General features: G+C 59.3%; 19 protein-coding genes and 1 tRNA gene. 11 read left to right on the forward strand and 9 right to left on the reverse strand.

Going from position 1 to position 25,804, the window contains the following annotated elements; all coding sequences use genetic code 11:
- Nucleotides 1–60: 60 nt before the first annotated feature.
- The gene (locus tag DYE40_RS12775) at nt 61–7,428 is read right to left on the reverse strand and encodes an LPD3 domain-containing protein (protein ID WP_115308677.1); all 7,368 of its coding nucleotides are present in this window, start codon (nt 7,426–7,428) and stop codon (nt 61–63) included.
- Complete coding sequence (locus tag DYE40_RS08490) at nt 7,425–8,030, reverse strand: hypothetical protein (protein ID WP_147286619.1); 606 nt, start codon at nt 8,028–8,030, stop codon at nt 7,425–7,427. The genes DYE40_RS12775 and DYE40_RS08490 overlap by 4 nt, the downstream gene beginning before the upstream one ends.
- A 319-nt stretch (nt 8,031–8,349) precedes the next feature.
- Between DYE40_RS08490 and DYE40_RS08495 the strand changes: the two genes are divergently transcribed.
- From DYE40_RS08495 to lysC, 3 genes are read left to right on the forward strand one after another with little or no spacing between them, the layout of a single operon-like run.
- On the forward strand, nt 8,350–8,640 hold the full coding sequence (locus DYE40_RS08495; protein ID WP_115308679.1) for a holin: 291 nt from the start codon (nt 8,350–8,352) through the stop codon (nt 8,638–8,640).
- The gene (locus DYE40_RS12780; protein ID WP_174901018.1) at nt 8,633–9,172 is read left to right on the forward strand and encodes a glycoside hydrolase family protein; all 540 of its coding nucleotides are present in this window, start codon (nt 8,633–8,635) and stop codon (nt 9,170–9,172) included. Before DYE40_RS08495 ends, DYE40_RS12780 begins: the two co-directional genes overlap by 8 nt.
- Entirely contained in the window at nt 9,075–9,326 is a 252-nt protein-coding gene (gene lysC / locus DYE40_RS13310; protein ID WP_425451193.1) for an Rz1-like lysis system protein LysC, read from the forward strand. The genes DYE40_RS12780 and lysC overlap by 98 nt, the downstream gene beginning before the upstream one ends.
- Nucleotides 9,327–9,414: 88 nt before the next feature.
- Here lysC and DYE40_RS08510 read toward each other — a convergent pair.
- Nucleotides 9,415–9,499, reverse strand: a tRNA-Leu gene (locus DYE40_RS08510).
- Between the two features lie 175 nt (nt 9,500–9,674).
- On the opposite strand from DYE40_RS08510, the gene DYE40_RS08515 reads away from it, so the two are divergent.
- From DYE40_RS08515 to DYE40_RS08545, 7 genes are all read left to right on the forward strand, one after another.
- Complete coding sequence (locus tag DYE40_RS08515; protein WP_115308680.1) at nt 9,675–10,316, forward strand: GAF domain-containing protein; 642 nt, start codon at nt 9,675–9,677, stop codon at nt 10,314–10,316.
- Nucleotides 10,309–10,893: a GTP cyclohydrolase II gene (gene ribA / locus DYE40_RS08520; RefSeq protein ID WP_115308681.1), complete on the forward strand. Its 585-nt coding sequence runs from the start codon at nt 10,309–10,311 to the stop codon at nt 10,891–10,893. The genes DYE40_RS08515 and ribA overlap by 8 nt, the downstream gene beginning before the upstream one ends.
- A 199-nt stretch (nt 10,894–11,092) precedes the next feature.
- Entirely contained in the window at nt 11,093–11,323 is a 231-nt protein-coding gene (locus tag DYE40_RS08525; RefSeq protein ID WP_115308957.1) for an enterochelin ABC transporter, read from the forward strand.
- A gap of 78 nt (nt 11,324–11,401) precedes the next feature.
- Nucleotides 11,402–12,091: a 6-phosphogluconolactonase gene (gene pgl, locus DYE40_RS08530; RefSeq protein WP_115308682.1), complete on the forward strand. Its 690-nt coding sequence runs from the start codon at nt 11,402–11,404 to the stop codon at nt 12,089–12,091.
- A gap of 108 nt (nt 12,092–12,199) precedes the next feature.
- Nucleotides 12,200–13,045, forward strand: a complete 846-nt coding sequence (locus DYE40_RS08535; protein WP_115308683.1) for an SIS domain-containing protein — start codon at nt 12,200–12,202, stop codon at nt 13,043–13,045.
- Nucleotides 13,046–13,069: 24 nt separating this feature from the next.
- A complete protein-coding gene (locus DYE40_RS08540; protein ID WP_115308684.1) occupies nt 13,070–13,423 on the forward strand; it encodes a TfoX/Sxy family protein in 354 nt (117 codons plus the stop codon).
- A gap of 54 nt (nt 13,424–13,477) precedes the next feature.
- Complete coding sequence (locus DYE40_RS08545; protein WP_115308685.1) at nt 13,478–14,167, forward strand: SIR2 family NAD-dependent protein deacylase; 690 nt, start codon at nt 13,478–13,480, stop codon at nt 14,165–14,167.
- Nucleotides 14,168–14,850: 683 nt separating this feature from the next.
- Here DYE40_RS08545 and DYE40_RS08550 read toward each other — a convergent pair.
- Both DYE40_RS08550 and DYE40_RS08555 read right to left on the reverse strand, forming a co-directional pair.
- Nucleotides 14,851–15,816 carry a peptidylprolyl isomerase gene (locus tag DYE40_RS08550; RefSeq protein ID WP_115308686.1) on the reverse strand — a complete coding sequence of 322 codons (966 nt, stop codon included), beginning with the start codon at nt 15,814–15,816 and terminating at the stop codon, nt 14,851–14,853.
- Entirely contained in the window at nt 15,813–18,146 is a 2,334-nt protein-coding gene (locus DYE40_RS08555; RefSeq protein WP_115308687.1) for an LPS-assembly protein LptD, read from the reverse strand. Before DYE40_RS08555 ends, DYE40_RS08550 begins: the two co-directional genes overlap by 4 nt.
- A gap of 70 nt (nt 18,147–18,216) precedes the next feature.
- Between DYE40_RS08555 and amgK the strand changes: the two genes are divergently transcribed.
- Entirely contained in the window at nt 18,217–19,221 is a 1,005-nt protein-coding gene (gene amgK / locus DYE40_RS08560; protein ID WP_115308688.1) for an N-acetylmuramate/N-acetylglucosamine kinase AmgK, read from the forward strand.
- 212 nt (nt 19,222–19,433) lie between these two features.
- On the opposite strand, the gene DYE40_RS08565 is transcribed toward amgK, so the two are convergent.
- The 4 genes from DYE40_RS08565 to nusA all read right to left on the reverse strand — a co-directional run bounded on the left by DYE40_RS08565 (nt 19,434) and on the right by nusA (nt 25,801).
- Nucleotides 19,434–20,318 carry a lysophospholipid acyltransferase family protein gene (locus DYE40_RS08565; protein WP_115308689.1) on the reverse strand — a complete coding sequence of 295 codons (885 nt, stop codon included), beginning with the start codon at nt 20,316–20,318 and terminating at the stop codon, nt 19,434–19,436.
- Between the two features lie 392 nt (nt 20,319–20,710).
- A complete protein-coding gene (locus DYE40_RS08570) occupies nt 20,711–21,190 on the reverse strand; it encodes a hypothetical protein (RefSeq protein WP_115308690.1) in 480 nt (159 codons plus the stop codon).
- A 226-nt stretch (nt 21,191–21,416) separates the two neighbouring features.
- Entirely contained in the window at nt 21,417–24,284 is a 2,868-nt protein-coding gene (gene infB, locus DYE40_RS08575) for a translation initiation factor IF-2 (RefSeq protein ID WP_115308691.1), read from the reverse strand.
- The gene (nusA, locus tag DYE40_RS08580) at nt 24,281–25,801 is read right to left on the reverse strand and encodes a transcription termination factor NusA (RefSeq protein WP_115308692.1); all 1,521 of its coding nucleotides are present in this window, start codon (nt 25,799–25,801) and stop codon (nt 24,281–24,283) included. The genes infB and nusA overlap by 4 nt, the downstream gene beginning before the upstream one ends.
- Nucleotides 25,802–25,804 lie beyond the last annotated feature (3 nt).

Here is a 25,804-nt window from a genome sequence, read left to right on the forward strand (position 1 = left end):
CAACTTTTTGGGGGCAGTTCATCGCTGCGGCTTTGTTTTAAGACGGCCTATTTCTTGCCGTCATAGCCGAATAGTAAGGCCGTCGGATTGTCGGTATCGCCCTCGTCCAAAGCCTGTGCGCCTTTTAGCGTGCGGTTGATTTGGGCAGAAGGCAGGCAGGCCGAAGCCGCTGCCTTCTCGGTCGTATTTGGCCGGATAGTAGCCGCCGCGCATTTCGATTTCTGTGCCGTCTGCCGCTACGGCTTTGAAAGGCCGCGCCTCTACCCATTCGGGTTCTACGCCTGTCATGCGCCTTTCCAGTTTGGCAATTTGCGGACGGTAGCTTTCCAGCAAGTCCCATACGCCCTGTACCGCCCGCCATTCCTCTGCCGTCAGTGTCGAAAGGGCGCGTTCCACATCGGCCGCATTCCAGCCGCTGCCGTCGAGCAGACGCTGCATATTGCCCGCATTGCCGGTATTCAGTGCTACGGCGAAAAGCTGTTCGCGCGTCAGTTTGCCCAAGCCCTGATAGTCGGTCATGCCGCCGATACGGTTTTTCAGACGGCCTGTATGTTTCGCCAGCGGTTTGAGCGTTTCATAGAGTTTCTCCGAAATTTCCGCCTGCATCTCCGCCTCTCTGTCCGCCGCCTGTTTCAGCGGCAGCATAAAGTGCGTGAAGAATGCGCCGCCGTCTTGGCCGTTGTCGAAAATGCGCGTGATGGTGGAGGTTTTCAGATGCCCCCAGTAAAAGCCGCGCAAAAACGCGCCGGTTTTCTGCCAGCCCGTGGCCGCTTCGCGCCTGTCCTGCGCCTTGCGCCCCTGCGCTTTGGCCGAAGCGTCCAGCGTGGCCGCCAACTCGTCGCGCACCGCCTGATAGCTGCGTTTTTTCTGTCCCGAAAGCAGCCTGTCTTTCAGACGGCCTAAATGTTCCAACTGGCGCACGGTGTCGGCCAGGCCGCGCATTTCTTCCACCGTCATATCGCGCCAGCTTTTGCGGCTGATTTGTTCCACGTATTCGGGGTCGATGCCGTGATGCACGCCCGCCTCTTCCATCTCGCGCACAAAAACATGTATCGATGGAACTTTATGTCCCGTCTGCGCTTTTGCCAAACCGACGTACTCCAACAAAGCGGAAATTTGCTCGGTATAGCCCAAATCCGCCACGCCATTGTTCGGATTTCCCGCACGTTTGCGGCGCAGCCTGATTCTTTCCTGCGTCTTAAAAATCTTCCTGCGCAAATCTCTCATTTCTTCGCGAGTCCGCAAGGTTTCCCCCGCCATCGCATTCTGAATCAGCTGGTTGCGCTTGTGTGCCGCCGCTTCTTCAATATCGCCCGCTTTGAACGCTTTTTCAGATGACTTTGCCGCCGCCGCTTCGGCACGGGTGAACACGCTCGGGCGCAAGTCGCGCACAAGCATTTTTTCGATTTTCTCCTTCGCCAGTATCTTTGCCGCCTGTTTCAGTAGCGATACCGTCCCAACCGCAGCATTCAGCCTGTTGGTCTCTTCATTGACGATTTTCCTGCGCACCTTCTCGTCGGCGATGGCTTCCTGCTGGATCTCCTTGCGTGCGTCGTTCAGCCGGTTCAACTCCGCCGCGATAATCCGCGCTCTCATTCCGTTGTGTACCGCCAAATCCGCCGCCTCTTCAAAATCGGCCTGCGTCGGCAGGTCGCCTTTTTCCGCCAGCAGGTTCAGGCGGGCGGTGTCTTCAATGGCTTCCTGCGGCGGCTGCGCTTCGGCCAAAGCCTGCACCAAATCCATGCCGTCTGCAAACACGGGGTCGCCGTTTTCATCGAGTATCAGCCCTGCCGCAATATCGGGGTGCATTCCGCCCGTTTTGGCCGTCATGCCGCGCGATTTCAGCACATCCGCCCAGTCGGCAGGCAGGCCGTCTAGGCTTGCTTCGTCCAGCCGCACGGCGTTCAGGGCGTAGGGGTTTTCCACATCTTCGCCCGCCTTCTTCTCTTCGCGCGGCACATAGTGGCGGCTGTACCAATCGCGTCCCGAAAGGCCGTCTGAAAACCGCTCTTCCAAATCGCGCACGTCGGCCTTGCCGTGGCTGTCGGTCGGCAGGTATCCCGCTTCGGCCAATGCTTCCGCCATGCTGTCTATGCTGCGGCCTTTGCTTTTGCGCAACACCGGCATACCGAATACCGGAGCGGTAATCTTGTCTTTCGGGTCTAAACCCCACTCGCGCACCAACTCGTCTTTGTTCAGCCCGCCTAATTTGGCGATGGCGGTCATCAGGGTGTCGGTTGACGGGTCGAGTGATACATCTCGTTTGCGCGGCTGCACGTCTTGCAAAATCTCGGCCAGACGCTTATCATCAAAAGCAGGCGTGTTGCCGTCTGAAATCTCCGCAGTTGATACGCGAGAGGCTATTTCGGACGACAACGCGCCTTTTTCAATGTTGCTCAACTTGTGATCGTAATAGCGGTGTCCGTTTTTCGCACGTGCAACAACAGCGCGTACGGTGTAATCCGTTCTATCGATATTCAGCCCCGCAAGGTAATACTCATACGCTTCAACATCGGGATGCTTCGCTACATCCTCATTTTCAATCGTATCGATATGTACCGCGTTTTCGATAATCTGCGGAATCGCCGCCACGCTTTGAAGATGTGCCGCGTTTTTGTAGTCGTGTTGCAAAACTTCTGTGATCGCAGAGCGTGAAATTTCAATTTCTATCCCCGTATCCTTGTTCACATAACTGCCGCGCAACTGCTTGCCGTATTCCAGCGCATTGCGTTTGAACTGTTTGAGATCGTCCGAAGCCGCAATCTCTTTGCCGGTAATCCGTACCGGCTCGCTTTGTGCCAACTTGCGTAAGGCTTTGCGTTTGCGGGCGCGTTCTTTTTCCAAGGCAGGATTGCCGTCTATCCTGTCCTCATCGGTCATCTTGGCCGTCAGAAGCTGCCATGCGCGGTAAACGGGTTGGCGCATGATGTTGCGCCGTGCGGCCATTTCGGCTTGCTCGAAATCGGCCTTGTATTCCTTTTTCAGACGGCGTATCTCGCGGCTGCGTGCGTTGCGGGCAAAGGCCATATCGCGCAGGGCGCGTCTGCCCAATTCGTCTTCTGCTTCCCTCCGCGCCGCGTCGTCCATTGCCTGAAACTCCGCATCGTCTGCAAACAAGAGCTTCGCCCCGTTCACATATTCCGTTTCCGCAATCTGCATATCACTGGCAATCAGGCGGTCGAATACGCCGCGTATGTCGTCGGAAAGCTCCACATTCAGACCGGCCAGCGTTTGGTAAATGCGTTTGAGCAGACGCGCCACACGGCTGAATACGCCGCGCAAGGCTTCGCTCGGGGCTTTGCCCTCAAACAGATAAGCCTCCATACCGCGTGCGAATTTCTCGTGATGCTCCCGCTGCTCGTTCAAACTCATCGCCGCCCAAGCGTCGCCGTCTTTCACGCCGAACCAGTCCAACACCGTTTGAAAATCCGCCGCAATCTGCCGCTCGCCGTCCGACCATTCCGCAGGCGGCACAGAGCGCAAATCCCGCTCGATACGGCTCATCGTTTCCAGCTCGAAATGGCCAAACTCATGGATAAAGGTGGAAGCGTCGGCGTTTTTCAGCAGGGTAATGGTATTGCCCATGCGGTCGAACATACCGCGTGCGTCTTGTAGCAACAGATAATCGCCAAATTGTGCCGCCTGTTCCAGGTCTATCCCGTCTGCCCGCAGCCGCGACTCCTCGTCGGCAATCCATTGCGGCAGATGCTGCTCCACATAATCAAACATCGCCTCACGGTCGCCCGCCGGCAAATCCAGCCCTGCCAACTGCTCCCGTGTCAATAGCATTGACTCATGTCTGCCACGCTTGCTTGTTTTCCTGCGCACCAAAAACAAGCCTGCCTGCCTGTATCCGCCCGGTGTCCATGCATCATCCAGCGCTTCAAGTGCTATTGATTCACGCATCCGGTAGGCAGCCATATTGCCCGCCAAACCACGCATTGTGCGCAGCCTCTGCGTTGCCGCCAGCAGCTCTTGTTCCGAACGGCGGGCTTGCGCCTGACGCGCCTGCTCCGCCAGCCGTTTGTTGCGCACCGTAACCAGCCGTTTTATATATGACGGCAACGGCAGTTCCATCTGTTCGGCCACAAACTCCACTGCATCCAGCCAGCGGTTTTCCTGCTCCGCGCCGAAATCCGCACTATCAACCGAAGTGTAATAGTCATGGCTGGGGTGGTGCGGTTTGCTCGCATGATCGGAAATCCGTACCGACAATCCCTCTGCTGTCTGCGGGTTATCCGCATAAACATAAGTCGAATCCGATAAATTGCTGCGGTCAACGCGGACATTCAAACCCATCTTCTCAAACGCCCGCACCATTGCATCCGCTGCCTCGCCGATTTCCCGCCGTACCTTTGAATCCGACTGATACAGAATACTGTCGTTATCCGCCGAAAACGCACCGCTGTTGGCCGTGGCGGATTTGATTTGGTTGGGGTTGAAAGCCGTGAAAATCCCGCCCTGTTCCCAATGGTTGATGAACACGCCGTCATGGCCGTTTTCTTTCAGCACGGGCGCAATGTCGCTTTGCAAATCCCTATCTGCCGCATAAGCCTTTTTCACTTCGCTGTATGCGGAATCGCCCTGGACGGTAAACGGATTGCGTACATTCAGGAAAGATTGAAGCATTTTTCTGCCGAAAGTTTTCGCCAGTTTTTTATCGCCTGCAAAATAAAACCCGCGCCCCAGCCAGCCGTTACCCTGCTTCTCTGTATCGAACACGTCAAAATCCGCCCGCGTGCCGTGATACACCACCAGCGGCTCGCCCGTATTCGGATTGACGACTTTTGAAGCATTGGCCGCATCGTTTTCCCAATCGCCAAACCAAGCCTTAAATGCCGGCGTGCGCACCTGCACCCACTGGCGGTAGTCCAGTTCGGTTTTGCCTGCCGATTTGGCCACGTTGTAGGCTTCTCGCCCGCCGTAAGCTGCCGCCATTTCTTCAAACTGCGCCTGCTCGGCGGTCATGTCTTGATGGAGATGGCCGTCTGCGTTATCATCGCCGTATGCCCTCTCCCCGTTTCGGACGTAGAGATTGGGGTTGGTCGCCATCGCAAGAACGCGGTCAGTATCAATCGTTGAGGGATACTTTCTCATTGAAATACCGCGCAAATCGCGCCGTTTCTTACTGGCCTCTTCCATGTAGAAGATAACGCCGTCATCAAACCTTTTCACATACGCCACACGCGGGCGGCCTTGCTCCGATACAAAATCTGTGCGAATGCCGTCAGGCGATGAAACAATTTCGGGAATGCGGGCAAAATCGTCTTTGCCGACAGCAATCTGCCCGTGAAGATTTTCTGAATCGCCGCCGTGCCGTTCTTTAACGTGCCTTACCGTATCCACGCCGACCGAATGCGAGAAATTGCCCGCATCGGGAATGGTTGGCAGTTCGGGCGTTTGGATGTTTGTCCAAAATACCGCCTTATTGCTTACGCCGCTGCCTGGCTCATCCCACAATTGCGCCGCCGCGTTCCAGTCTTCACTGTGCGTCCAACCGCTCGGAGGATTGGCCGCCAACGCCTGCGAAAACACCCCGTCCCGCGTCAGACTTTCGCCCACCACATTCAGTCGGCCGTACCGCCCCATAAACTCATCGGGTGTCATATTCAGACGGCCTGCATAGCTTTGGATGTGCGAAGCCCATATCGAAGCCGCATCATCCGCCCCCTTCGCATCCATCCTGCCCGTATCGGCAAGCTCCTGCTTAAACCGCGCTTTGAGGCCGTCAAACTCGTGCTGCCGCGCCTGATACGCCTCTGCGTCCGCCTGCGCCCGCTTCGCCGTTTCCTCAAATTCCGCCGCCGCTTCCGACTCTTCCCACGCCATGGCCTCCGCAGCGGAAAACGCATCCGGCGACAAACGCGCGATATTGGCCAGATGGTGCTGCGCTTCCTGCGGCACAAAGGCATGGAAGTCCCCGCGCGTCATCTCCACCATCCCGCCCGTGGCCGCCGCCTCGGCAATCTGCGGCGCAAGTGCGGGAACCGCCTGCGCCACCGTATCGGCCAGCCCCGACTGCATCAGAGCCTGCGCATCGAAGTAAATCTTATTGTTTTCCCCGTAGCTTTCATTGACGAAATCCGCCTGCAAATCCGCCGCCCGCGCCGTCAGCTTGGAAGCCGCCACCGCATCCGCCTGCCGCTTCAAATGCTCCGCGTGTTCCTCGGCCTGCCGCGCTTTCAGACGGCCTTCCTGAAAATTCCGATAGCCCTCGACGGGCGCGGTCGGAATCTCCGCCAAAGCCTCCATCACAATCTCGCGCGGTGTCCACTCGCCCGTAACCGTCTGCGCCGCCGCCTCGCCTGCCGCGCCGCCCGCCATCTGGATGCCTGCCTCGCCCGCAGCACGTGCCGCCGCCCCCGTAAGCGAACGCGTCCCCGCCATCAGGCGGCCGGCCAACCCTGCCGTCAAGCCGTCGAACACCCCTACTGCCACCCCGCGTTTCTTCGCCTTTTCCCGCGCCTCATCCATCAGCGCGGGATCGGCCAGCACCTGCCGGACAGCTTCCTCATGCGTCAAACCCGACAACTTCGCCGCATTTCCCTCCACCACCTCCGAGAGCGTGGCGGCATATTCCGTTGCCGCAGAGCCGCCGCCCATTACCGCCGCGCCCACTGCCGGATTTTTCGTTACCGCTCCCGCCGCCAGCGCAGGCACAAACTGCCCGAAAGACTCCGCCGCCGCATTCGCCGTCATATAGGGATGCGTCAGCGCATACCACGCCGAATCGCCGAAGCCCGTCGTCTGCGCAAAGCCCGCCCTGTCGTCCTGCAAACGCCGCGACGGCGCGAATTTCCCGTCCGTCCAGCCGCCCAAGTCCGAATAAAGAGCCGCCCGGGCGCGGTCGGTCTGTTTCCAAAAATCCCCGCTCAAAAAATCCGAAGGCGCAGGCAGCGTCATCTTCGGCAGCGCGGGCAAATCCCCTTTCTGCAGCTTGTCCTTGGTCGGCGGCGTCAGCACCTTTTGGTAAAAATCCGTCCCCGTTGCCAAAGCCTGCCCCAAAGGCGTACTGCGCAGACCTGCCTGCGCCGCCGTATCGAAAGTCTTTCTGTCTGCCGCCGCAAACAGCAGATTGTTTACCCCCTTGAAAAAGCCCCGCGCCGCAGAATTTGCCAACTCGCCGATTGTCCCGAGCTGCGGCGTATCGTCCTTGGCCAAGTTGTAAAAATCAGGCTGCGTCATCTTGCCGCGCAGCGTCCCCAAGCCCTGCGTGTCGCGCCACACCTTGTCAAACTGCTCTTGCAAAACCGCGCTCACCGGCGCGTCGTTCACCGCCTGCACCGGCACGCCCAGCCGCTGCGCCGTCTGCCGCCGTTTGGCCGCCTCGTCGGGCGACACCCCCGCGCCCGCTTCCGCGTTCGCAATCAGAGAACGCCGGTGCTGCAAATATTCGTCTACTCTTTTTTCTGCCTCGCGATAACTCATTTTCCTGTCTCCCTCTTCCGTTTCAACTCGTCCGCCGCCCGTTGTTCCGCCGCCGTCATCTTCAACGCCTTCTCTTTATCGTCCCAAATCCAACCCGCCTTAATGGCGATTTCTTTCTTCGCCTGCATTTTCTTAGCCTCTGTTAATAACTCCTGTTCCGACGGTTCCCGCCCCAGCTTCAAGCGCAGATCGTCGTTCATCGCCTGCACATTCTCCGCCAGCGCGTGATAGCGTTCCGCGTCTGTTTGGCGGTCCACCTCGTACAGCCGCGCAATATCGTTCACCACATCCGCCTCATCACGCCAGCCGTTGGCCAGCGCATTGCCACGGTTGGCCACCGTCGCCTGCGCCGTTTCCCGCCGGTAACTACGAAACTCCCCCGACGCATGAGCCAAAGCCTTGGCGTGCAGATTTCCCGCCATCCTGTCGTAGGAAGAACGCAGCAACTCCCGCTGCGCATCATTGCCCAAACCGGCCGACAACTCATCGAACTTCGCCTGCAACGCCTTGCCGTATTCGTCGGCCAGCGGCATCCCGCTCTCCCGCTGCAAAGCATTCAGCCCCCGCTGGTTGAGCAAACCGCTTTCGGGGTTGTACAGCAAATCGTCATAAGCCGCCGAGGTCTGTTGGAAGTTTTGCTGCGGTAGCGGCCGTCTGAAAAAAGAAAAGCCCGCAGGGCGGCAACTCTGCGGGCGGGTTCAAACCTTAATGCGTTAAGGATTAAACGCGCGAAGTATAGCAAAACCAAGTTGGAACTACACCCGAAGGAGGGTATGAAATTGGAAATATACGCAAGCCCATTTGTCCGCGCCTGCATCGGCATTGTCGTACTGGCCGTAGCGTTCGGCCTGTTTGCGCTGCTGATTACGCCGCTGGTGCGGGTTTTACATTAGAGGCCGTCTGAAAAAAGGAAGAAAACACATGAAACCAAGCAATCTGCCAGAAATTGGCCACGGTATCACGTGGACAGGCGCAATCGGCAGCTTTGTCGGCGCGGTCAAATCCATAGACCTGCTGACCGTTGTCGGCGCACTCGTCGCCGTCGGCGGCTTTCTGATGAACTGGCATTACAGCCGCCAGCGCGAAAAGCGCGAAGCGGAAAGACGCGAAGATGAGAAGCGCGAAAACGCGCGGCGCGAACAGATACACGAAATGGAAATGGCCGAACGCCGCGTGCGTTTGGAAAAACTCAAAGGGGAGTGCCGTGAATAACAAAAGCAAATACGCCATAGGCGGCCTTGCCGTTTCCGCCGCCTTTTTTACCGCCCTGATGCGCCACGAAGGCTACCGCGCCGCACCCTACCGCGATTCCGGCGGTGTGCCCACCATCGGCATCGGCAGTACGCAGTATCCCGACGGACGGCGCGTACAAATGGCAGACCCGCCCGTTACCCCCGCGCAGGCCGTGGAAATCAGCCGCGTCCACGTAGCGAAAGACGAAGGCCGTCTGAAAGCCCTCCTGCCCGGCGTGAAACTCTCGCAGGCCGACCGCGCCGCGCAATACAGACGCGGACAGGCCGACAAGGCCGCCGAAATCAGCCTTGCGCTGGCAGAGGCGGCAAAACAGCAGGCCGCAGCCGCGCGGCAGGCGAGCGCAGACTATCAGGCCGCAAAGGCCGAACGCGAGCAGAAAGAAAGGATACGCTATGTGCAAGTGCAGAAAACCATCGAACGCCCTGTTTACCGCAGCGATTGCATTGACGCTGACGGCCTGCGCCAACTCAACGCCGCCATCGCAGAATAAACCGCCCGCCGATTTGGTGCAGCCCTGCGCCAAGTTGCAGCCATTGGACGGAAAGACGGGTGCGGACATCCTGCCCTGGGCATTGCAGACCGTGCATCTGTACAAAGACTGCGCCGAGAGACACAACACGCTGGTGCAGGCGGTGGCAGAATGAAAAAAGGCCGCCTGTTCGCCAGACGACCTGTATTATTTGTCCCTAAATTGCCCCTAAATTTTTAACCTATTGAATTATATAGATTTATTGGTGCGGATGGGGAGACTCGAACTCCCACGTTTTGCAACGCCAGAACCTAAATCTGGTGCGTCTACCAATTTCGCCACATCCGCGCGTAAAGCGCCGGATTATACGGCAGCGGGTGGTTTTTGCAAGTGTGTCCGGCGGGTTGTACAATCGCGCCCTTTCGGAATCCGTTTGCTGCGGATGATATTGCGCGCGTTGCGCGGCGGCCGTCTGAAAAGCGTTTTTTCGGCGGGTGGGGATGTTGGTTAGGAAAGAAGGTTTATGTCGGATTTGCTGGTGCGGGATTATCTGCAAACCCAGGGTTTGAAGCTGTCTGCCGATGATGTCCGTGTGGCGTATCTGGCGGCGGAGGCGGTGGTAAACATGGGGCAGGCGGAGATTGACCGCAGTGTGTTGTGGAACGGGGAGGCTGCCGCCTTGCTGCCTCGAAACGGGGATACGGAAGCTGTGCTACGGCAGGTGTTTATGGCTTTGGATTCGGTGTATTCGCGTTCGGATGTCCGCTCGGCGGCGGTGTATGCGCTGCTGCCGCAGCAGGTGTTGCTGTGTCTGTCGGCGCAGGGGCGGCCGGTTGCGGAGGTGTTGTCTTTGGACGCGGAAACGGAGCGGCGGCATTTGGCGTGCCGTTCGGCGGGGAGCGGCTGGCTGAATCTGGCCGGCGATGTGCCGCGCTGGTTGGAAAACGGTGATTTGGCCGGAGCGGAACATGCGGATTCGGGCAGTCAGGCGGCTTTGCCGGTGTGTTCGCCGAGCGGGCGCGTGCTGGGTGTGGTGTATGTCGAGTCGGCGGAGAAAAACGCGTTTGGTGAAGATGTGCTGGCGCAGTGGGTGGCTCTGGCTTTGGCTTTGGCCGCGCCGCTGCGGGTGTTGGCTGGCGATGCGGGGGAGGCGGAGGATGAGTAAGCTGAAATTCGTTGCGTCCTGCCGCCTGCCGACCGAATGGGGTGTGTTTGCGCTGCACGGTTTTGAAGAGGAAAACGGGCAGGATCATGCCGCGCTGACGATGGGGGATGTTTCAGACGGCCTGCCGGTGCTGGCGCGGGTGCATTCGGAATGTCTGACGGGCGACGCGCTGTTTTCGCGCAAATGCGACTGCGGACCGCAGCTTGAAGCGGCAATGCGGGCGGTGCAGGGCGAGGGGCGGGGCTGTATCGCCTATCTGCGTCAGGAGGGGCGGGGCATCGGTTTGATCAATAAAATCCGTGCTTATGCTTTGCAGGACGGGGGGTTGGATACGGTGGAGGCCAATCTCGCCCTCGGCCTGCCGGTGGATGCGCGGGATTTTGGTTTGGCGCAGCAGATTTTCGCCCATTTGGGCATCCGTTCGCTGCGCCTGCTGACCAATAACCCCGACAAGGTGGCAACGCTGGAACGTGCGGGCATTGCGGTGGCCGAACGTGTGCCGCTGCATGTGGGGGAAAACGCGGAAAACGTACATTATTTGAAAACCAAGGCCGAGAAGCTGGGGCATTTGTTTTGAAACGTATGGCGGGCGGGATAAAAAATCCACGGCCTTGCCGCCTTGTCTCTTTTCTATTTTGTTCCGCTATATTTAAAGTTGCTCCCGCCCGTGCGGGGGGTATGTTTCCGAAAAATGGGTTTTCTCTGCCGCAGCGGGGTTTTCAGACGGCCTCAAAGGCTTTATGCGGCATCCGCAACAAACAGAAAGGAAAAACAGAATGGGCATGTTGCTTCTTACCCTGGCGGTTTGCGCCGTTGCCGTGCTGCATCTGCACACCTGTTTCAGCGAGGCGGTGCATCTGAACCGCTGGCCGGGCTGGCAGATTATCCTGATGTTCGCGCTGACGGGTACGCTGTTTGTCTATTTCATCAGCCGCACCGCGTTGCTCAAAGGCGCGGCGCAGCTTGTACTGATTGCGGGCGGTCTTGCCGCCGCCGCATATTTGTGAGGCCGTCTGAAAACGGGTTTTGCCGCTTTTCAGACGGCCTGCATGATGTAAGACGTATTCATATTGAAAGACCAAGCGATGACCGCCTTCCATAACTTTCCCACTCCCGAAGCCGCCGCCCGCGCCCTTGCCGATACCGTGGCGCGGGACTTGCGCACCGTGCTGGCGCAAAAGGGCGATGCCGTGCTGGCCGTGTCGGGCGGACGCTCGCCCGTATTGTTTTTCCAAGCCCTGTCGCAGGAAGATTTGGATTGGGCGCAGGTGTCCGTAACCCTGGCCGACGAGCGCATCGTCCCCACCAACCATCCCGACAGCAACACCCGCCTCGTGCGCGGACACCTGCTGCAACACCGCGCAGCGGCGGCGCAATGGCTGCCCTTGGTTGAAGACGGCGGCAGCGTGCCGCCGCCGGAAGAAGCCGTGCGGATTGCGCTTGCACGCTACCGGCCGGCCGACGTGCTGGTGCTGGGCATGGGCAACGACGGCCACACCGCTTCGCTGTTTCCCGACGCGCCGCAGCTTTCAGACGGCCTCTCGCCCGATTATCCGCAGCCGCTGCTGCACGTTTCCCCGCCTGCCGCGCCGCACGAGCGCATTTCCCTGACGCTGGCTGCCGCCGCCCGCGTGCCGCACGTTTATCTCGCCGTTGGCGGAGAAGAAAAACGCCGCATACTCGAACAAGCCCTTGCCGCACCCGCGCAATACCCCGTCGGAAGGATGATTGCGGCGGCACAAAGGGCGGCGGTATATTGCAGCCGCACAGCCTAGGCAGATACGCCTTGCCGAACGGCTGCCCGCCGCCCGTTTTCAGACGGCCTCTTTACACAGGCCGTCTGAAAACATGAAAACAAAACAATACGAATAAAGGAGACAACCGTGTTAAACCGCATCAGCGAATCGCTGGACCAACTGTCCGCCGCCGAACGCAAAGTAGGCGAGTGCGCCCTTGCCGACCCCAAATGGTTTGTCCACGCCGCCGTGGCCGACATAGCCGCCCGCTCCTCCGTCAGCCAGCCCACCGTTATCCGCTTCTGCCGCAGCATGGGCTGCAAAGGGCTGCCCGAATTCAAGCTCGACCTTTCCGCCGATGTCAGCCGCGCCGGTATGCCCTTCGTCCACGAGCAGCTCAACGAAAGCGACGACATGGCCGCCGTGATGGAAAAAGTGCTCGGCAACACCGCCGCCGCCATCCTCGGCGCACGCCGCTTTCTCGACGAGGCCGCCCTCGAAAAAGCCGTGTCCCTGCTCTGCGGCGCGCGCCGTATCGAGTTTTACGGCATGGGCAACTCCGGCATCGTCGCCCAAGACGCGCAGCACAAATTCTTTCGCTTCGGCATTTCCACCGTCGCCTACTCCGACCTCCACATCCAACTGATGGCCGCCGCCGTATTGAGTCCGCAGGATGCCATCGTCGTCATTTCCAAATCCGGCACACCCTCCGGCCTGCTCGAAGTGGCGGCGGCGGCCAAAGAAAACGGCGCGGCGGTAGTCGCCGTTACCCGCGCCGGCTCCCCGCTGGCGGAGCTTGCCGACTGCGTGCTCAACGTATTCACCCAGGAAGACAGCGAACGCTACACCCCCATGATCTCCCGCCTGCTGCAACTGACCGTTATCGACATCCTCGCCATCGGCCTCGCCCTGCGCCTGGGCGAAACCGCCAGCCTGCAACTGGCCAAAGGCAAACAAACCCTCCGCACCCGCCTGCCCGCCGCCGGCCATTGAGCCGCCGCAGCATCAGGAAAAAAGATGGCTTACAGCGAAACACTGGCGCAGGAAGTCCGCAAATTGCTGGCACAGAAGCTGCCGCCGGAAGTTTTAGCCGCCGAGCTTGAAGAAAAGAAAATGTTTGGCGGACTGGCGTTCATGATTCGCGGAAAAATGGCGGTCTGTATCGGCGACGAAGCCGGAGCGGAAGTGATGGTCGTCATCGGACAGGATTTGCAGCAGCAGGCCATGCCGAGGACCGGCGCGAAAACCACAGTCATGCGCGGCAGACCCTATCGGGGCTATATCGATTTGGATCACGAAGGACAGAAAGAATTGTCTTACTGGCTGGATTTGGCCTTGGAATATAACCGGACACAGGCCGGCAAGCATTAAAGCCCGCCATCGGATACGGCGGCAGGCGCATTCACACCCGTCAAAGGAACACCCATGAAAACACTCGCCGTACTCACCGGAGCGGGCATCAGCGCGGAAAGCGGCCTGCAAACCTTCCGCGACGGCGACGGCCTGTGGGAGGGATACCGCATCGAAGACGTATGCACGCCCGAGGCTTTCGAGCGCAACCCGCAGGCCGTTATCGCCTTTTACAACGCCCGCCGCCGCGCCGCCGCTGCCGCCCTGCCCAATGCCGCCCACAAGGCACTGGCGGATTTGGAACGGCATTACCGCGTGGACATCATCACACAAAACGTCGACGACCTGCACGAACGCGCCGGCAGCAGCAGCGTGCTGCACCTGCACGGCGAGCTGGGCAAGCTGCGCAGCACGGCGGACGACACCGACATCATCCCCTGGCAGGGCGACCAAACCGCTGCCGACTGCGACCGCTACGGCAACCGCCTGCGCCCGCACATCGTCTGGTTCGGCGAAGACGTGCCGCTGATGGATGAGGCGGTGCGGCTGGTGTCCGCCGCCGACATCGTGATGGTAGTGGGCACCTCCTTGCAGGTTTATCCCGCCGCCTCGCTGCTGCACTATGCCCGCGCCGATGCGCCGCTGTATCTGGTCGATCCCAAACCCAATATCACCACCGCGCGTGTCGAAGTGCTGGCAAAAAAAGCCGCCGAAGGCGTGCCGCAGCTCGCGGCGGATCTGGCCGTCGCGGCACGGCGCGGCTGACTGCGCCGCAGCACAAACAAGAGAGGCCGTCTGAAAACCGGAAACAGGTTTTCAGACGGCCTCTTTTCCGTTTGCCCCGCCGAATCCGTGCAGGGTGTGCCGCCAGAAGGCAATGCGCGCGTTCCGCAGACATATTGTTACCCTTGTGGTGCTTGGCGGCGGATGTCCGGTAGGGTGTGTCGCGCAGCGATGCACGCGTTCCATCCAAAGTGAAAAAACGGTCTGCAAGTTGCAAACGGTATTTCGGACACGCCGCGTACGTGTTTTCAGACGGCCTCTCCCCTGTTTTCCAACCGCTGCAAGCGCGTGCGTCGTCTTGGGACGACACACCCTGCATAACGGCGGAGGCCGTCTGAAAAAGCGCGATGTTGCATTTTCAGACGGCCTCTGTGTTTGCGGCGAAACAAGTCAAAAGCATCCGTTCGGCCGTCTGCATAACAGGCAGGGTGTGTCGTCCCAAGACGACGCACGCGCCGCCGCCGCGCAAAAGCTGTTTGAACATTTGTGCAAACGGTGTTTCGGATGCGCCGAATCTGTTTTTCAGACGGCCTGGTTTGTCCGTTGTTTAATCCGCTGCGTAAATAGCCGTAACCGTGCGTCGCCGTGCGACACACCCTACATAACGGCAGAGGCCGTCTGAAAACCGCAAAACGGGTTTTCAGACGGCCTCGGAGCGTTTTGCCTTACAGCCTTACTTCCACATACGCGCTTTCGTGGAGCTGTTGCAGAAGCTGGGCGGAGGCGGCTTCGGCTTTCTGGCGCATGATGTACTGGCGCAGGGCGTTGCGTTGCCGTTCTTCGGGCGTGCCGGCTTCGCGGGTGTCGGTAAGCTGGATCAGGTGCCAGCCGAACTGGGATTTGACGGGGCGGCTGATTTGGCCTTTTTTCAGTTTTTTCACCGCTTCTTCAAATTCGGGCACCATCACGCCTTCGCCGAACCAGCCCAAGTCGCCGCCTTGTGCCGCGCTGGTGTCCTGCGAATATTGTTTGGCCAGGTCGCCGAAGTCGCGTCCGGCTTTGGCCTGGTTTTGGATTTTGCGGATGACGGCTTCGGCTGCGGTGGCGGCATTGTCTTTTTCGGCTTTGATGAGGATGTGGCGGGCGCGGTATTGGCGTACGGGTTCGCCTGCGGGCAGGGCGATGCCCTGCTGTTTGGCGCGGGCGAGGGCGGCATCGATTTCTTCGTCGCTGACGCGGGCTTGTTGGAGGACGGCCTGCTGGCGGACTTTTTCGGCGATGATGCCTTCGGCGGTGTCTTTGCGCAGGGCGGCGCGGCTGATGCCGTTTTTGGCGGACTGGGCGTAGAGGTTTTCGACGGTGGTGTGCCTTTGTGCGGCGGCTTGGGCGAGGGCTTCGTCGGTTTCGGCTTCGGTGGCGGTGATGCCGCGCCGTTTGCCGGCCTGGACGACGAGGGCGCGGTTGACGAGCTGGGAGAGGACGTGGCTGCGCAGTTCGTTTTCAGACGGCCTTTGCGCGGCGGGCAGGCTTTGTCTGGCGGCTGCGGCCGCGCTGTCGAGCTGGCGCATGGTGATGACTGCGTCTCCGGCAACGGCGGCAATGCCGTCTACGGGGCGGATGTCGGCGGCAAAGGCCGTCTGAAAGGCGGCGGCGGTAAGGGCGGCCGCGAGGGTCAGGGTGTGTTTTTTCATTTTACTACCTCGTTGGTTTTGATGTAGCCGGGGATGGCGGGGCGCAGGGTTTCGTCGGCTTTGTTGCCGATGTTGCTCAGGCTTTTGAGTTGCAGGGTGAAGAAGAAGGCGTTTTTGTAGTCGGGCTTGTCGCGTTCGGTGTTCCAGCCGGTTACGTAGCGTTGGGCGGCCGCGCTGACGCTCCAGCAGCCGCAGGCGTTTTTGTATTCGAGTCCGGCGAGGATGTCGAGGGGGCGGCCGATGTCGAGGGCGTGGTTGTAGCGGGCGAGGCCGTAGAGGTTGGGGGTTATCGGCCATTGCGCGCCGAAGTCGATCTGGTTGATTTTGTCGCGCAGGTAGAGGCCGTTGTCTTGCAGGTAGATGGCTTTGTCGCGGCCGTAGCGGTAGCGCAGGCTGAGGGCTTTGCCGTCTTCGGGGCGGTAGCGGATGCCGGCGGCGATGTTTTCGAAGCGGGAGCGGTTTTCGTTGAAATGGACGGTGGTGTAGGCGTTGATGCTGCGGCTGACTTCTCCGTCGGCAAAGGCAATCCAGTCGGAACGGGTACGTTTGCCGGTTTTGACGCTGCCGTCGGGCAGGACGTTGTCGTCTTTGAAGTAAAACTTCTGGCCTATGCCGGCACGCAGGCGTTCGGCTCCGTTTTCGCGGTCGAGATAGCGGGTTTGCAGGGCGGCGGTAAGGCTGTTGGCGGAGTTGATGCGGTCTTGTCCGGAATAGAGGTTTTCGCGGAAGAGCTGTCCGTAGCTGAAGCTGTTTTCGGAGGTGTCGAAGCTGGGCAGGTCGTTTTGCGATTTGGTGGGGATGTAGTTGTAGAAGAGGCGCGGCTCTAAGGTTTGGATGCGGCTGCGGCCGAAGAGGCTGGTTTCGCGTTCGAAGGTCATGCCTGTGTCGATGTTGGCAATGGGCAGGCTGCGGCTTGCGGTGCGTCCGGGGCGGCCGGCAAAGCTGTCGAGGATGTAGCGGGTGTAGTGCAGGCCGATTTTGGGGCGGACGTAGCCCCAGCCGTTGCGGAATTCGCGGCTGAGGGAGGGATAGAGGACGAAGCGTTGGCCGGATTGTTTGCTGTCGTGGGTGAAACGGGTGTATTGGCCGTTGATAGCGAAGAGGTTGCCGGCAAAGTTTTTCTGCCAGTCCGCGCTCAGGCGGGGCAGGATGGCGTAGGGTTCGTCTTTGTAGCCGTCGGCATTGGCGAGGGTTTGGTATTTCTGTACTTTGAGGTGGGCTTCGAGCCATTCGCCGAGTACGTCGGTTTGGTAGTCCAGACGGGCTTCGCGGTTGAGGTTGACGTTGCGGGCGATGTCGGCGCGGTCGTAGAAGTCGCGGTAGTAGTCGTTGTCGGAGACTTGGTTGAAGTCGATTTTTCCGCTCAGGCCTTTGCCGAAGTTTTGGAAGTGCTGCCAGCGGGCGGTGTAGCGGTTGTTGTGGCGGCTGCGGCGGTCGTCGGGCATCCATTTGCCGGAGATTTCGCCGTTGTACTGCGGTTGCAGGTAGCGGAATTCGCCGCCGATCTGTACGCCGCGCGCGCTGATGATGCCGGGAGTGAGGGTGGCATCGTAGTTGGGTGCGAGGTTGAAGTAGTAGGGGGTTTCGATTTCGGTGCCGTCGGAGCCGACTTTGAGGGTGGGGACGAGCAGGCCGCTTTTGCGGTTGCCGTTGAGCGGGAAGTCGGCCCAGGGGGTGTAGAGGACGGGAACGCCGCGGAAGACTAGCTTGGCGTGTTTGGCCACGCCCACGCCTTTGTCGTAGTCGGCTTCGATGCTTTGCGCGCTGATATACCAGGATGCGTCGCCCTTTTGACAGGTGTTGAATTCTACGTCTTGGAGCTTGTAGAAATTTTTGTTTTCCAATTCGGCTTTTTCGGCTACGGCTTGCAGGCGGCGGCCTTCGCGCTCGGCCTCCATGGACACTTTGTCGGCTCTGCCGCTGCCTTCGGTAAGGTTGTATTGGAGCTTGTCGCCGCGTACGGTGGAGCCGTTGTCGTCGAGGATGAAGCCGCCGCCGGCGCGTACGGTGTCGGTTTTTTGGTCGTAGGAGACTTTTTCGGCGTTGAGGACTTGCCGGTTGCGTTCGACGATGACACCGCCCTGCGCTTCTACGCCGACGGCGGTTTGGCCGCGCAATTCGTCCGCGCTGACGCGGGTGTAGTCGGGCGGCAGGGTTTCTTCGCCGCTGCGGAGGACGGGGGCTTCGGGCGCGGGAGCGGTCCGGACGGCACCGTCCGCGCCGCATTTGGGGCAGGTGCTGCCCAGGCGCGCGTCTTGTGCGGATGCGGCCGAGGCAAGTGCCGCGCCGACGGCGAAGGCCAGCGGCCTGGCTAGAAACGAATGTGCCAAAGTATCACCCTAAAACGTTTTTTGACAGTTAAAATGGCGGCCATTTTAACTGTTCCGCAGCAAAACCGCCATGCAACGACAATCCGAACTGCAAAACCTGCTTGCCGGTGTTTATCCCGGCCAAGCCTTTGATTTGGCCTTTGCCGCCGCCGATGCCGATTTCCGCCGCTATTTCCGTGCCACGTTTGCCGACGGGCGTACGGTTATCTGTATGGACGCGCCGCCCGACAAAATGAGCGTTGCGCCATATCTGAAAGTGCAGAAGCTGTTTGCCATGCTCAATGTGCCGCAGGTGCTGTATGCCGACGAGGAGCGCGGCTTTGTGCTGCTCAGCGATTTGGGCAACACCACCTATCTGGCGGCGATGCGGCACGACCAGCGCGAAGCCGTCCACAAGGTGCTGCTGCTCGAAGCCATAGACGAGCTGGTTACTCTGCAAAAGGCTTCCAAGCCGGACGTGCTGCCTGCATACGGGCGCGAAACGCTGCTGCGCGAAGCGAATCTGTTTCCCGAATGGTTTGCCGCCAAAGAGCTGGGCAGGCCGTTGAATTTCAAGCAGAAGCAGCTTTGGCAACAGAGCATGGATGTGCTGCTGCCGCCGCTTCTGGCGCAGCCGCAGGTGTATGTCCACCGCGATTTTATTGTCCGCAATCTGATGCTTACGCGCGGCCGCCCGGGCGTGCTGGATTTCCAAGACGCGCTCTACGGACCGATTGCCTATGATTTGGTGTCGCTGCTGCGCGATGCGTTTATCGAATGGGAAGAAGAGTTTGTGCTGGATTTGGCGATACGCTACTGGGAAAAGGCGCGCGCCGCCGGTCTGCCCGTGCCGGAGCAGTTTGATGTGTTCTACCGCTGGTTTGAGTGGACGGGCGTGCAGCGTCATTTGAAAGTGGCGGGCATTTTCGCGCGGCTCTACTATCGCGACGGCAAAGACAAATACCGTCCCGAAATTCCGCGCTTCCTCAACTATCTGCGCCGCACCACCCGCCGCTATGTCGAACTCGCGCCGCTTTACGCGCTGCTGTTGGAGCTGGTGGGCGATGAGGAGTTGGAAACGGGTTATACGTTTTAATAGGCAAGGCAAAAGCATGAGGCCGTCTGAAAAATATTTTCAGACGGCCTCATGCCGTATGGCGGTCAGGACGGCGGCGGTTTGTGTTCCGAATCTTTGTTTTTCGCCGTTTTCCGGCTGTGTGCAAAGACGGTGTGCGGCAAACCTGCGTACAGCAGCAGGAAGAATGCGGCGGCAAACAGGAAATTGCGTGTGGGCCGGGAAGGACGGAATCAGTTTTTTTCAGACGGCCTTTCGGGTGCGCCGGCGGGCTGTTTGTAGCGGTTGTAGGCGAAGAGGTACTGCTGCGGGAAACGGCGTACCCAGTATTCGACATTTTCGTTGATGATGCGTGCGTCGTGGGCTTTGTCGCCGTTGAGCGTGCCGCGCAGCGGCTCGATGTGCAGCACGAAGCCTGTGCCGCCGGGCAGGCGTTCGCCGCAGAAGAAAAAGGTTTGCACGTCTTTGACCTGCGCCAGTTTGGCCGCCAGCGTCATGGTGTAGGCGGGACGGCCGAAAAAGTCCGCCCAAACGCCGTCGCCGCCTTCTGCCGGAGAGGGAACATGGTCGGGCAGCAGGATGACGGCCTCGCCCGCACGCAGGGCTTTGATAAGCTGCTTTACGCCTTGCACGCTGGTGGGGGCGGTTTTGCCTTTGCCGCGCACGCGTCCGGCCTGCATCACAGCATCGAATGCTTTGATTTTCGGCGGTTTGTACATGGCGGTCAGCGGGAAGGGCAGACGCTGGCTGATGCAGCGTCCGGCCAAATCGTAGCTGCCCAGGTGCGGTGTAATGAGCAGCAGCCCGCTGCCTGTAGCGGCGGCTTCTTCGATATGCTCCCAGCCGTGCGTTTCCCGAAACAGGGTTTCGATTTCCCCAGGCCGTCTGAAAAAGGCAACGGGCAGCTCCAAGCCGCCTTTGGCAGTTTCCCGCAGCACGGCTTTCACGTCGTCATCGCCGCAGGGCAGGGCGGCAGTCCGCAGATTGTCGCGGATGCGTTCGCGGTCTTCGCGGCGCAGGTAAAAAGCAAGGCCGCCCCAAAAATACGCCAGCGCGTGCAGGGATTTGAGCGGCAGGGCGGCAAGGAGGCGGCAGAGAAGGAAAATGGTGCTTTGCATGGTGTGGTGTGCCGGTGCGGGGTGGGCGGCGATTGTAAGGCAAAAGGCCGTCTGAAAAAAAGGCGGTGCGGTTGCGGCGGCGTGTGGAAAGCGGGGCAGGGCGGTTTGCCGTTTTCAGACGGCCTGCCTGTCCGATACCCGCCGTTATTTTCATGTTGTAAAACGGGAATACCGTATTGGAAATCCTGCTGCCCGTGGACGGCAATAATTTCACGTTTTCTTTTCGCATCTGTCATGCTTGAGTAACCGGATACGCGGATTCGCTCAGCAGCGTGGGCTTGGTAAGGATAAAGCTACTTGGAAATTAAGTAAGGGCTATCAAAGCGACAAAAATAAGGCCGCCTGAGAAGGCGTTATGCCGCTTTGCATTTCTGATTTGACAGATACGGTCGTCAATAATCCGTTCCGTCATAGTGATTGCCGGATTTATCAGTTCCGCTCAGCCGGCCGTTTGTCCAGATGTCAATATTTTCAATTATGCCTATGGATGTGTTACGGATAGTTTTATTTTTATATAAAGCAGTTCCTATCTCCCAGCCGGCTGAGGCGGCTATGCCGAGGCCTCCGCCGATACGTGCTCCATTCAAAGCACCAGATTTCCCGGCATTGCCGATAAATCCGCCAATAATAGAACCGGCAGTTCCGTCAGCTGCCACTTTACCAATCGACGGCCGCAGTCCTTCTCCACCTGAAACCAAGCTGTATTCATCAATAGATAAGCCCATTGCTGTTACACTTTTGTTCATGGCGAAAAAAAAGAAATAAGCGAATGTAAATAAGAGCCAGGCATAATCTATATTAAATTTTGCTTTTGATTGTTTATAATTCCACGAGCTACCAATTCCATCACGCCACAATTTCATCTTGTCCATAGTATTTCCTTAAAATATAACCCAATCTTACAGCATGAAATCCTGTATAAACTCAAATTACACTCAAAAAGAGAATTTTTGTTACCGAAAAAAGAAAATACGTTAGAAAATCCGCTGAAAAACAAAACTGCTGATTGTCCTTGCCGCGCTCTATTGAATAAGAGGCCGTCTGAAAACCCGTTTTACGGTTTTCAGACGGCCTCTCTGCCTTATCGGCAAGCTGTGTTTACAGCGAACGCGCCACTTCCACGATGTCGAAACATTCGAGCTGGTCGCCTTCCATGATTTCGTTGTAGCCTTTGATCATCAGGCCGCACTCGAAGCCCATGCGCACTTCTTTCACGTCGTCTTTGAAGCGTTTGAGCGACGAGAGTTCGCCGGTATGCACGACCACGTTGTTGCGGATGAGGCGGATGCGGGAATCGCGTTTGACCACGCCGTCGGTAACCATACAGCCGGCGATATTGCCCACTTTCGATACGCTGATGACCTGGCGTATTTCCACTGTGCCGGTAATCTGCTCTTTCTCTTCGGGCGCAAGCATACCGCTCATGGCTGCTTTCACGTCGTCGATGGCATCGTAGATGATGTTGTAGTAGCGGATTTCCACGTCTTCGTTTTCGGCCAGCTTGCGGGCGGAGGCATCGGCGCGTACGTTGAAGCCGATGATGAACGCGCCGGAAGCGATGGCAAGGTTTACGTCGGATTCGGTAATGCCGCCTACGCCGCTATGCAATACATTGACTTTCACTTCGTCGGTGGAAAGTTTTTTCAGGCTGCCGGCAAGGGCTTCGTAAGAACCCTGTACGTCGGCTTTGATAATTACCGACAACGACTGCGCCTGGTTTTCGCCCATGTTGTTGAACATGTTTTCCAGCTTGGCAGCCTGTTGCTTGGCCAGTCGTACGTCGCGGTATTTGCCCTGGCGGAACAGGGCGATTTCGCGGGCTTTCTTCTCGTCGGCCAATACCATCGCGTCTTCGCCTGCGTTGGGTACGTCGGAAAGGCCGAGGATTTCGACGGGAATCGACGGGCCGGCTTCGGTAATCGCTTTGCCGTTTTCGTCGGTCATGGCGCGGATTTTGCCGAAGGCGGTGCCGGCCAGCAGCATATCGCCTTTTTTCAGCGTGCCGCTTTGTACCAGCAGCGTGGCTACTGCGCCGCGTCCTTTATCCAAACGCGCTTCGACGATGATGCCTTTTGCGGGTGCGGCGGCGGGCGCGGCCAGCTCCAATACCTCGGCTTCGAGCAATACGGCTTCAAGCAGTTTGTCGATATTGAGGCCTTTTTTGGCGGACACGTCGACAAACTGGACGTTGCCGCCCCAGTCGTCGGGGATGACTTCGTGCGCGGTCAGCTCTTGGCGGATGCGTTCGGGGTTGGCGGCATCTTTGTCGATTTTGTTCACGGCCACCACAATCGGCACGCCTGCCGCTTTGGCATGGGCGATGGCTTCGATGGTTTGCGGCATGACACCGTCGTCGGCAGCCACGACGAGAATCACGATGTCGGTGGCTTTTGCACCGCGTGCGCGCATGGCGGTAAAGGCTTCGTGTCCCGGGGTATCCAGGAAGGTAATCACGCCGCGCGGGGTTTGCACATGGTATGCGCCGATGTGCTGGGTAATGCCGCCCGCTTCGCCCTGTACCACTTTGGCGCGGCGGATGTAGTCGAGCAGCGAGGTTTTGCCGTGGTCGACGTGGCCCATCACGGTAACGACGGGCGGGCGCGGCAGGGCTTCGGCTTCGGCAAGCGATGCGCCGTCGTCCAAGAAGGCCTCGGGGTCGTCTGCGGCGGCGGGTTTGCCGATGTGGCCGAGTTCTTCCACCACAATCAGGGCGGTGTCTTGGTCTATGGATTGGTTAATCGTTACCATCATGCCCATTTTCATCAGGGCTTTGACCACTTCCACGCCTTTTACCGCCATTTTGTGCGCCAAGTCGGCCACGGTAATGGTTTCGGGAACCAGCACTTCGTATACCACCGGTTCGGTCGGTGCTTGGAAGGCGTGCTGGTTTGGCTCGAGTTTGAGTTTTTTGCCTTTTTTGCCGCCGCCGCGTACGCGCTCGTCGTCGCGGCCTGTGCTGCGGCCTTTTCCGCCTTTTGCACCCTTGCCTTTGGTGTTGCGGCCTGCGCCGTCATCGTCGCGGCTTTGGCGGCGTTCGTCTTTTTTACGGCTGCCGCCGCTCGGATTGGCGGTGTCGGCGGACGCGTCTGCGACTTTGGCGGCAGGATGGGCGGGCGCGGCGGCAAGCGGTTTTTTCTCGCTCGGTTTCGCGCTGCGGTTTTCGCCCGCTTTGGCGGTTTTGGCAGCCAGAGCTTCTTCCTGCGCCTGTTTCTTCGCGGCTTCGCGGCGGGCCTGGCGTTCGGCGCGCTCGAGTTTTTCACGTTGCAGCTTTTCCTGGTGTTCGCGCAGGGCGGCGGCGCGGCGTTCTTCTTCGGCGCGGCGTTCGGCTTCGGCGGCATTGACCACTTCCACCGGTTTGGGCAGCGGTTTGGCCTTTTTCTCTTTGGCTTTTTTCGTCGGTTTGTCTTCTTTGCCGGCTTCGGTTTTGGCTGTTGCAGCTTCTTCGGTTTTGGCTGTCGCAGCGGACTCGGAGGCCGTCTGAACGTCCGGCTGCGGCTCTGCTGCGGGAATTTGGGATGTCGGCTCTGCCGTTGCGGAGGCCGTCTGAACGCTCTCTGCTTTTTGCTGGGCGGCGGCGCGGACTTTTGCGGCTTCGGCTTCGGCAGCGGCGCGTGCGGCGGCGCGGACTTCGTCTTCTGCCGTGGCGGCTTGCGGTGCGGCAGGGGGTTCGGAGGCCGTCTGAACGGCAGGTTCGGGTGTGGCGACTGCCTGTTCGGCATCGGCCGGAATCACGACTTTGCGGCTGCGGCGGCGTTCGACGGCCACGCCGGCCACGGTGGTTTTTTCCACTTTGGTGCGGCTGATGCTGATGGTGCTGCCGACGGTCTGTTCGCGCAGCTTGGCTTTGTCGGCTTCGGTGAGGGTGTCGCTGCCGCTGTTTTTGGTGATGCCGTGTTTTTTCAGGTGTTCGAGCATACGCTCGACCGACATTTTGGATTCGGCGGCAAATTGTTCTACGGTGCTCATACGGCCTCTCCTTGTTGTCCGTTGTTGTCTTCAAACCAGTGGGCGCGGGCGGCGAGAATGATTTTCTCGGCCTCTCCGGTTTCCACGCCGGTGATTTCGATCAGTTCGTCCACCGACAGTTCGGCCAGTGCGTCGCGGTCGGTAATGCCTGCCTGCGCCAGGTCGCGCAGCATGTCTTCGTCGGTGCCTTCCAATGTGCGCAGGTCTTCGGCGATTTCTTCCAGTTTTTCTTCTTTGGCCATCGCCAGCGACAGGATCGCGTCGCGGGCACGGCCGCGCAGGGTGTCTACCGTGGCTTCGTCGAAGCCGATTTCCACCAGTTCTTCCGAGGGGACGTAGGCGATTTCTTCCAGCGAGGTAAAGCCTTCTTCCACCAGCACGCCGGCGGTTTCTTCGTCTACGTTGAGGTGTTCGGTAAACAGGTTGCGCACGGCCGCGTCTTCGGCGGCGTGGCGTTCTTCGGCCTCTGTTACCGTCATGATGTTGAGCTGCCAGCCGGTCAGGTCGGCGGCAAGGCGCACGTTTTGGCCGCCGCGTCCGATGGCGGGGGCAAGCTGGTCTTCGGCAACGATCACGTCGACGGCGTGGTTGTCTTCGTCGATGACGATGCGGCTGACTTCGGCGGGAGAAAGGGCGTTGATGACGAATTGGGCGGTATCGGGCGACCACAGTACCACGTCGATGCGCTCGCCGCCGATTTCGTTGGTAACGGCGTTGACGCGGCTGCCGCGCACGCCGATGCAGGTGCCCTGGGGGTCGATGCGCTGGTCGTTGGCTTTGACGGCGATTTTGGCGCGGTGGCCGGGATCGCGTGCGGCTTCGCGGATTTCCAGCAGGCCGTCGGCAATTTCGGGTACTTCCTGCTCGAAGAGTTTGGCCAGAAATTCGCGCGATGAGCGGCTGAGGATGACTTGTTTGCGGCCGGACTGGCCGATTTCTTCGACGCGCTGGAAGAGGGCGCGGATGCGGTCGCCGCTGCGGAAGTTTTCGCGCGGGATGCATTGGTCGCGGGGGACGAGTGCGTCGAGTTTGCCGGGGATCAGTTCGACGATGATGCCGTGGCGTTCGGTGCGTTTGACTGTGCCGGTGATGATGTCTTCGCGGTTTTCGAGGAAGTCGGAGAGGACTTTTTCGCGTTCGGCATCGCGGATGCGTTGCAGGATAATCTGCTTGGCGGTCATCGCGGCCTGGCGGCCGAAGCCTTCGTTTTCGATTTGTTCTTCGTAGTATTCGCCGATTTGGATTTGCGTGCCGGGGATTTCTTCCTGGATTTCTTCGATGGTTTTTTCTTCGTCGGGGTAGGTATAGTCTTCGTCGGCAACAATCAGCCAGCGGCGGTAGGTGCGGTGTTCGCCTGTGTCGCGGTCGATTTCGACGCGCACGTTCATGTGTTCGCGTCCGGCTTTTTTGCGGGCGGCGGTGGACAGGGCGACTTCGAGTGCGTCGAATACTACGTCGGCATCCACGTTTTTCTCGCTGGCCAGTGCTTCGGCCAGTTGCAGCATTTCACGGCTCATAAT

The organism is Kingella potus (assembly GCF_900451175.1).
Taxonomy (GTDB): domain Bacteria; phylum Pseudomonadota; class Gammaproteobacteria; order Burkholderiales; family Neisseriaceae; genus Neisseria; species Neisseria potus.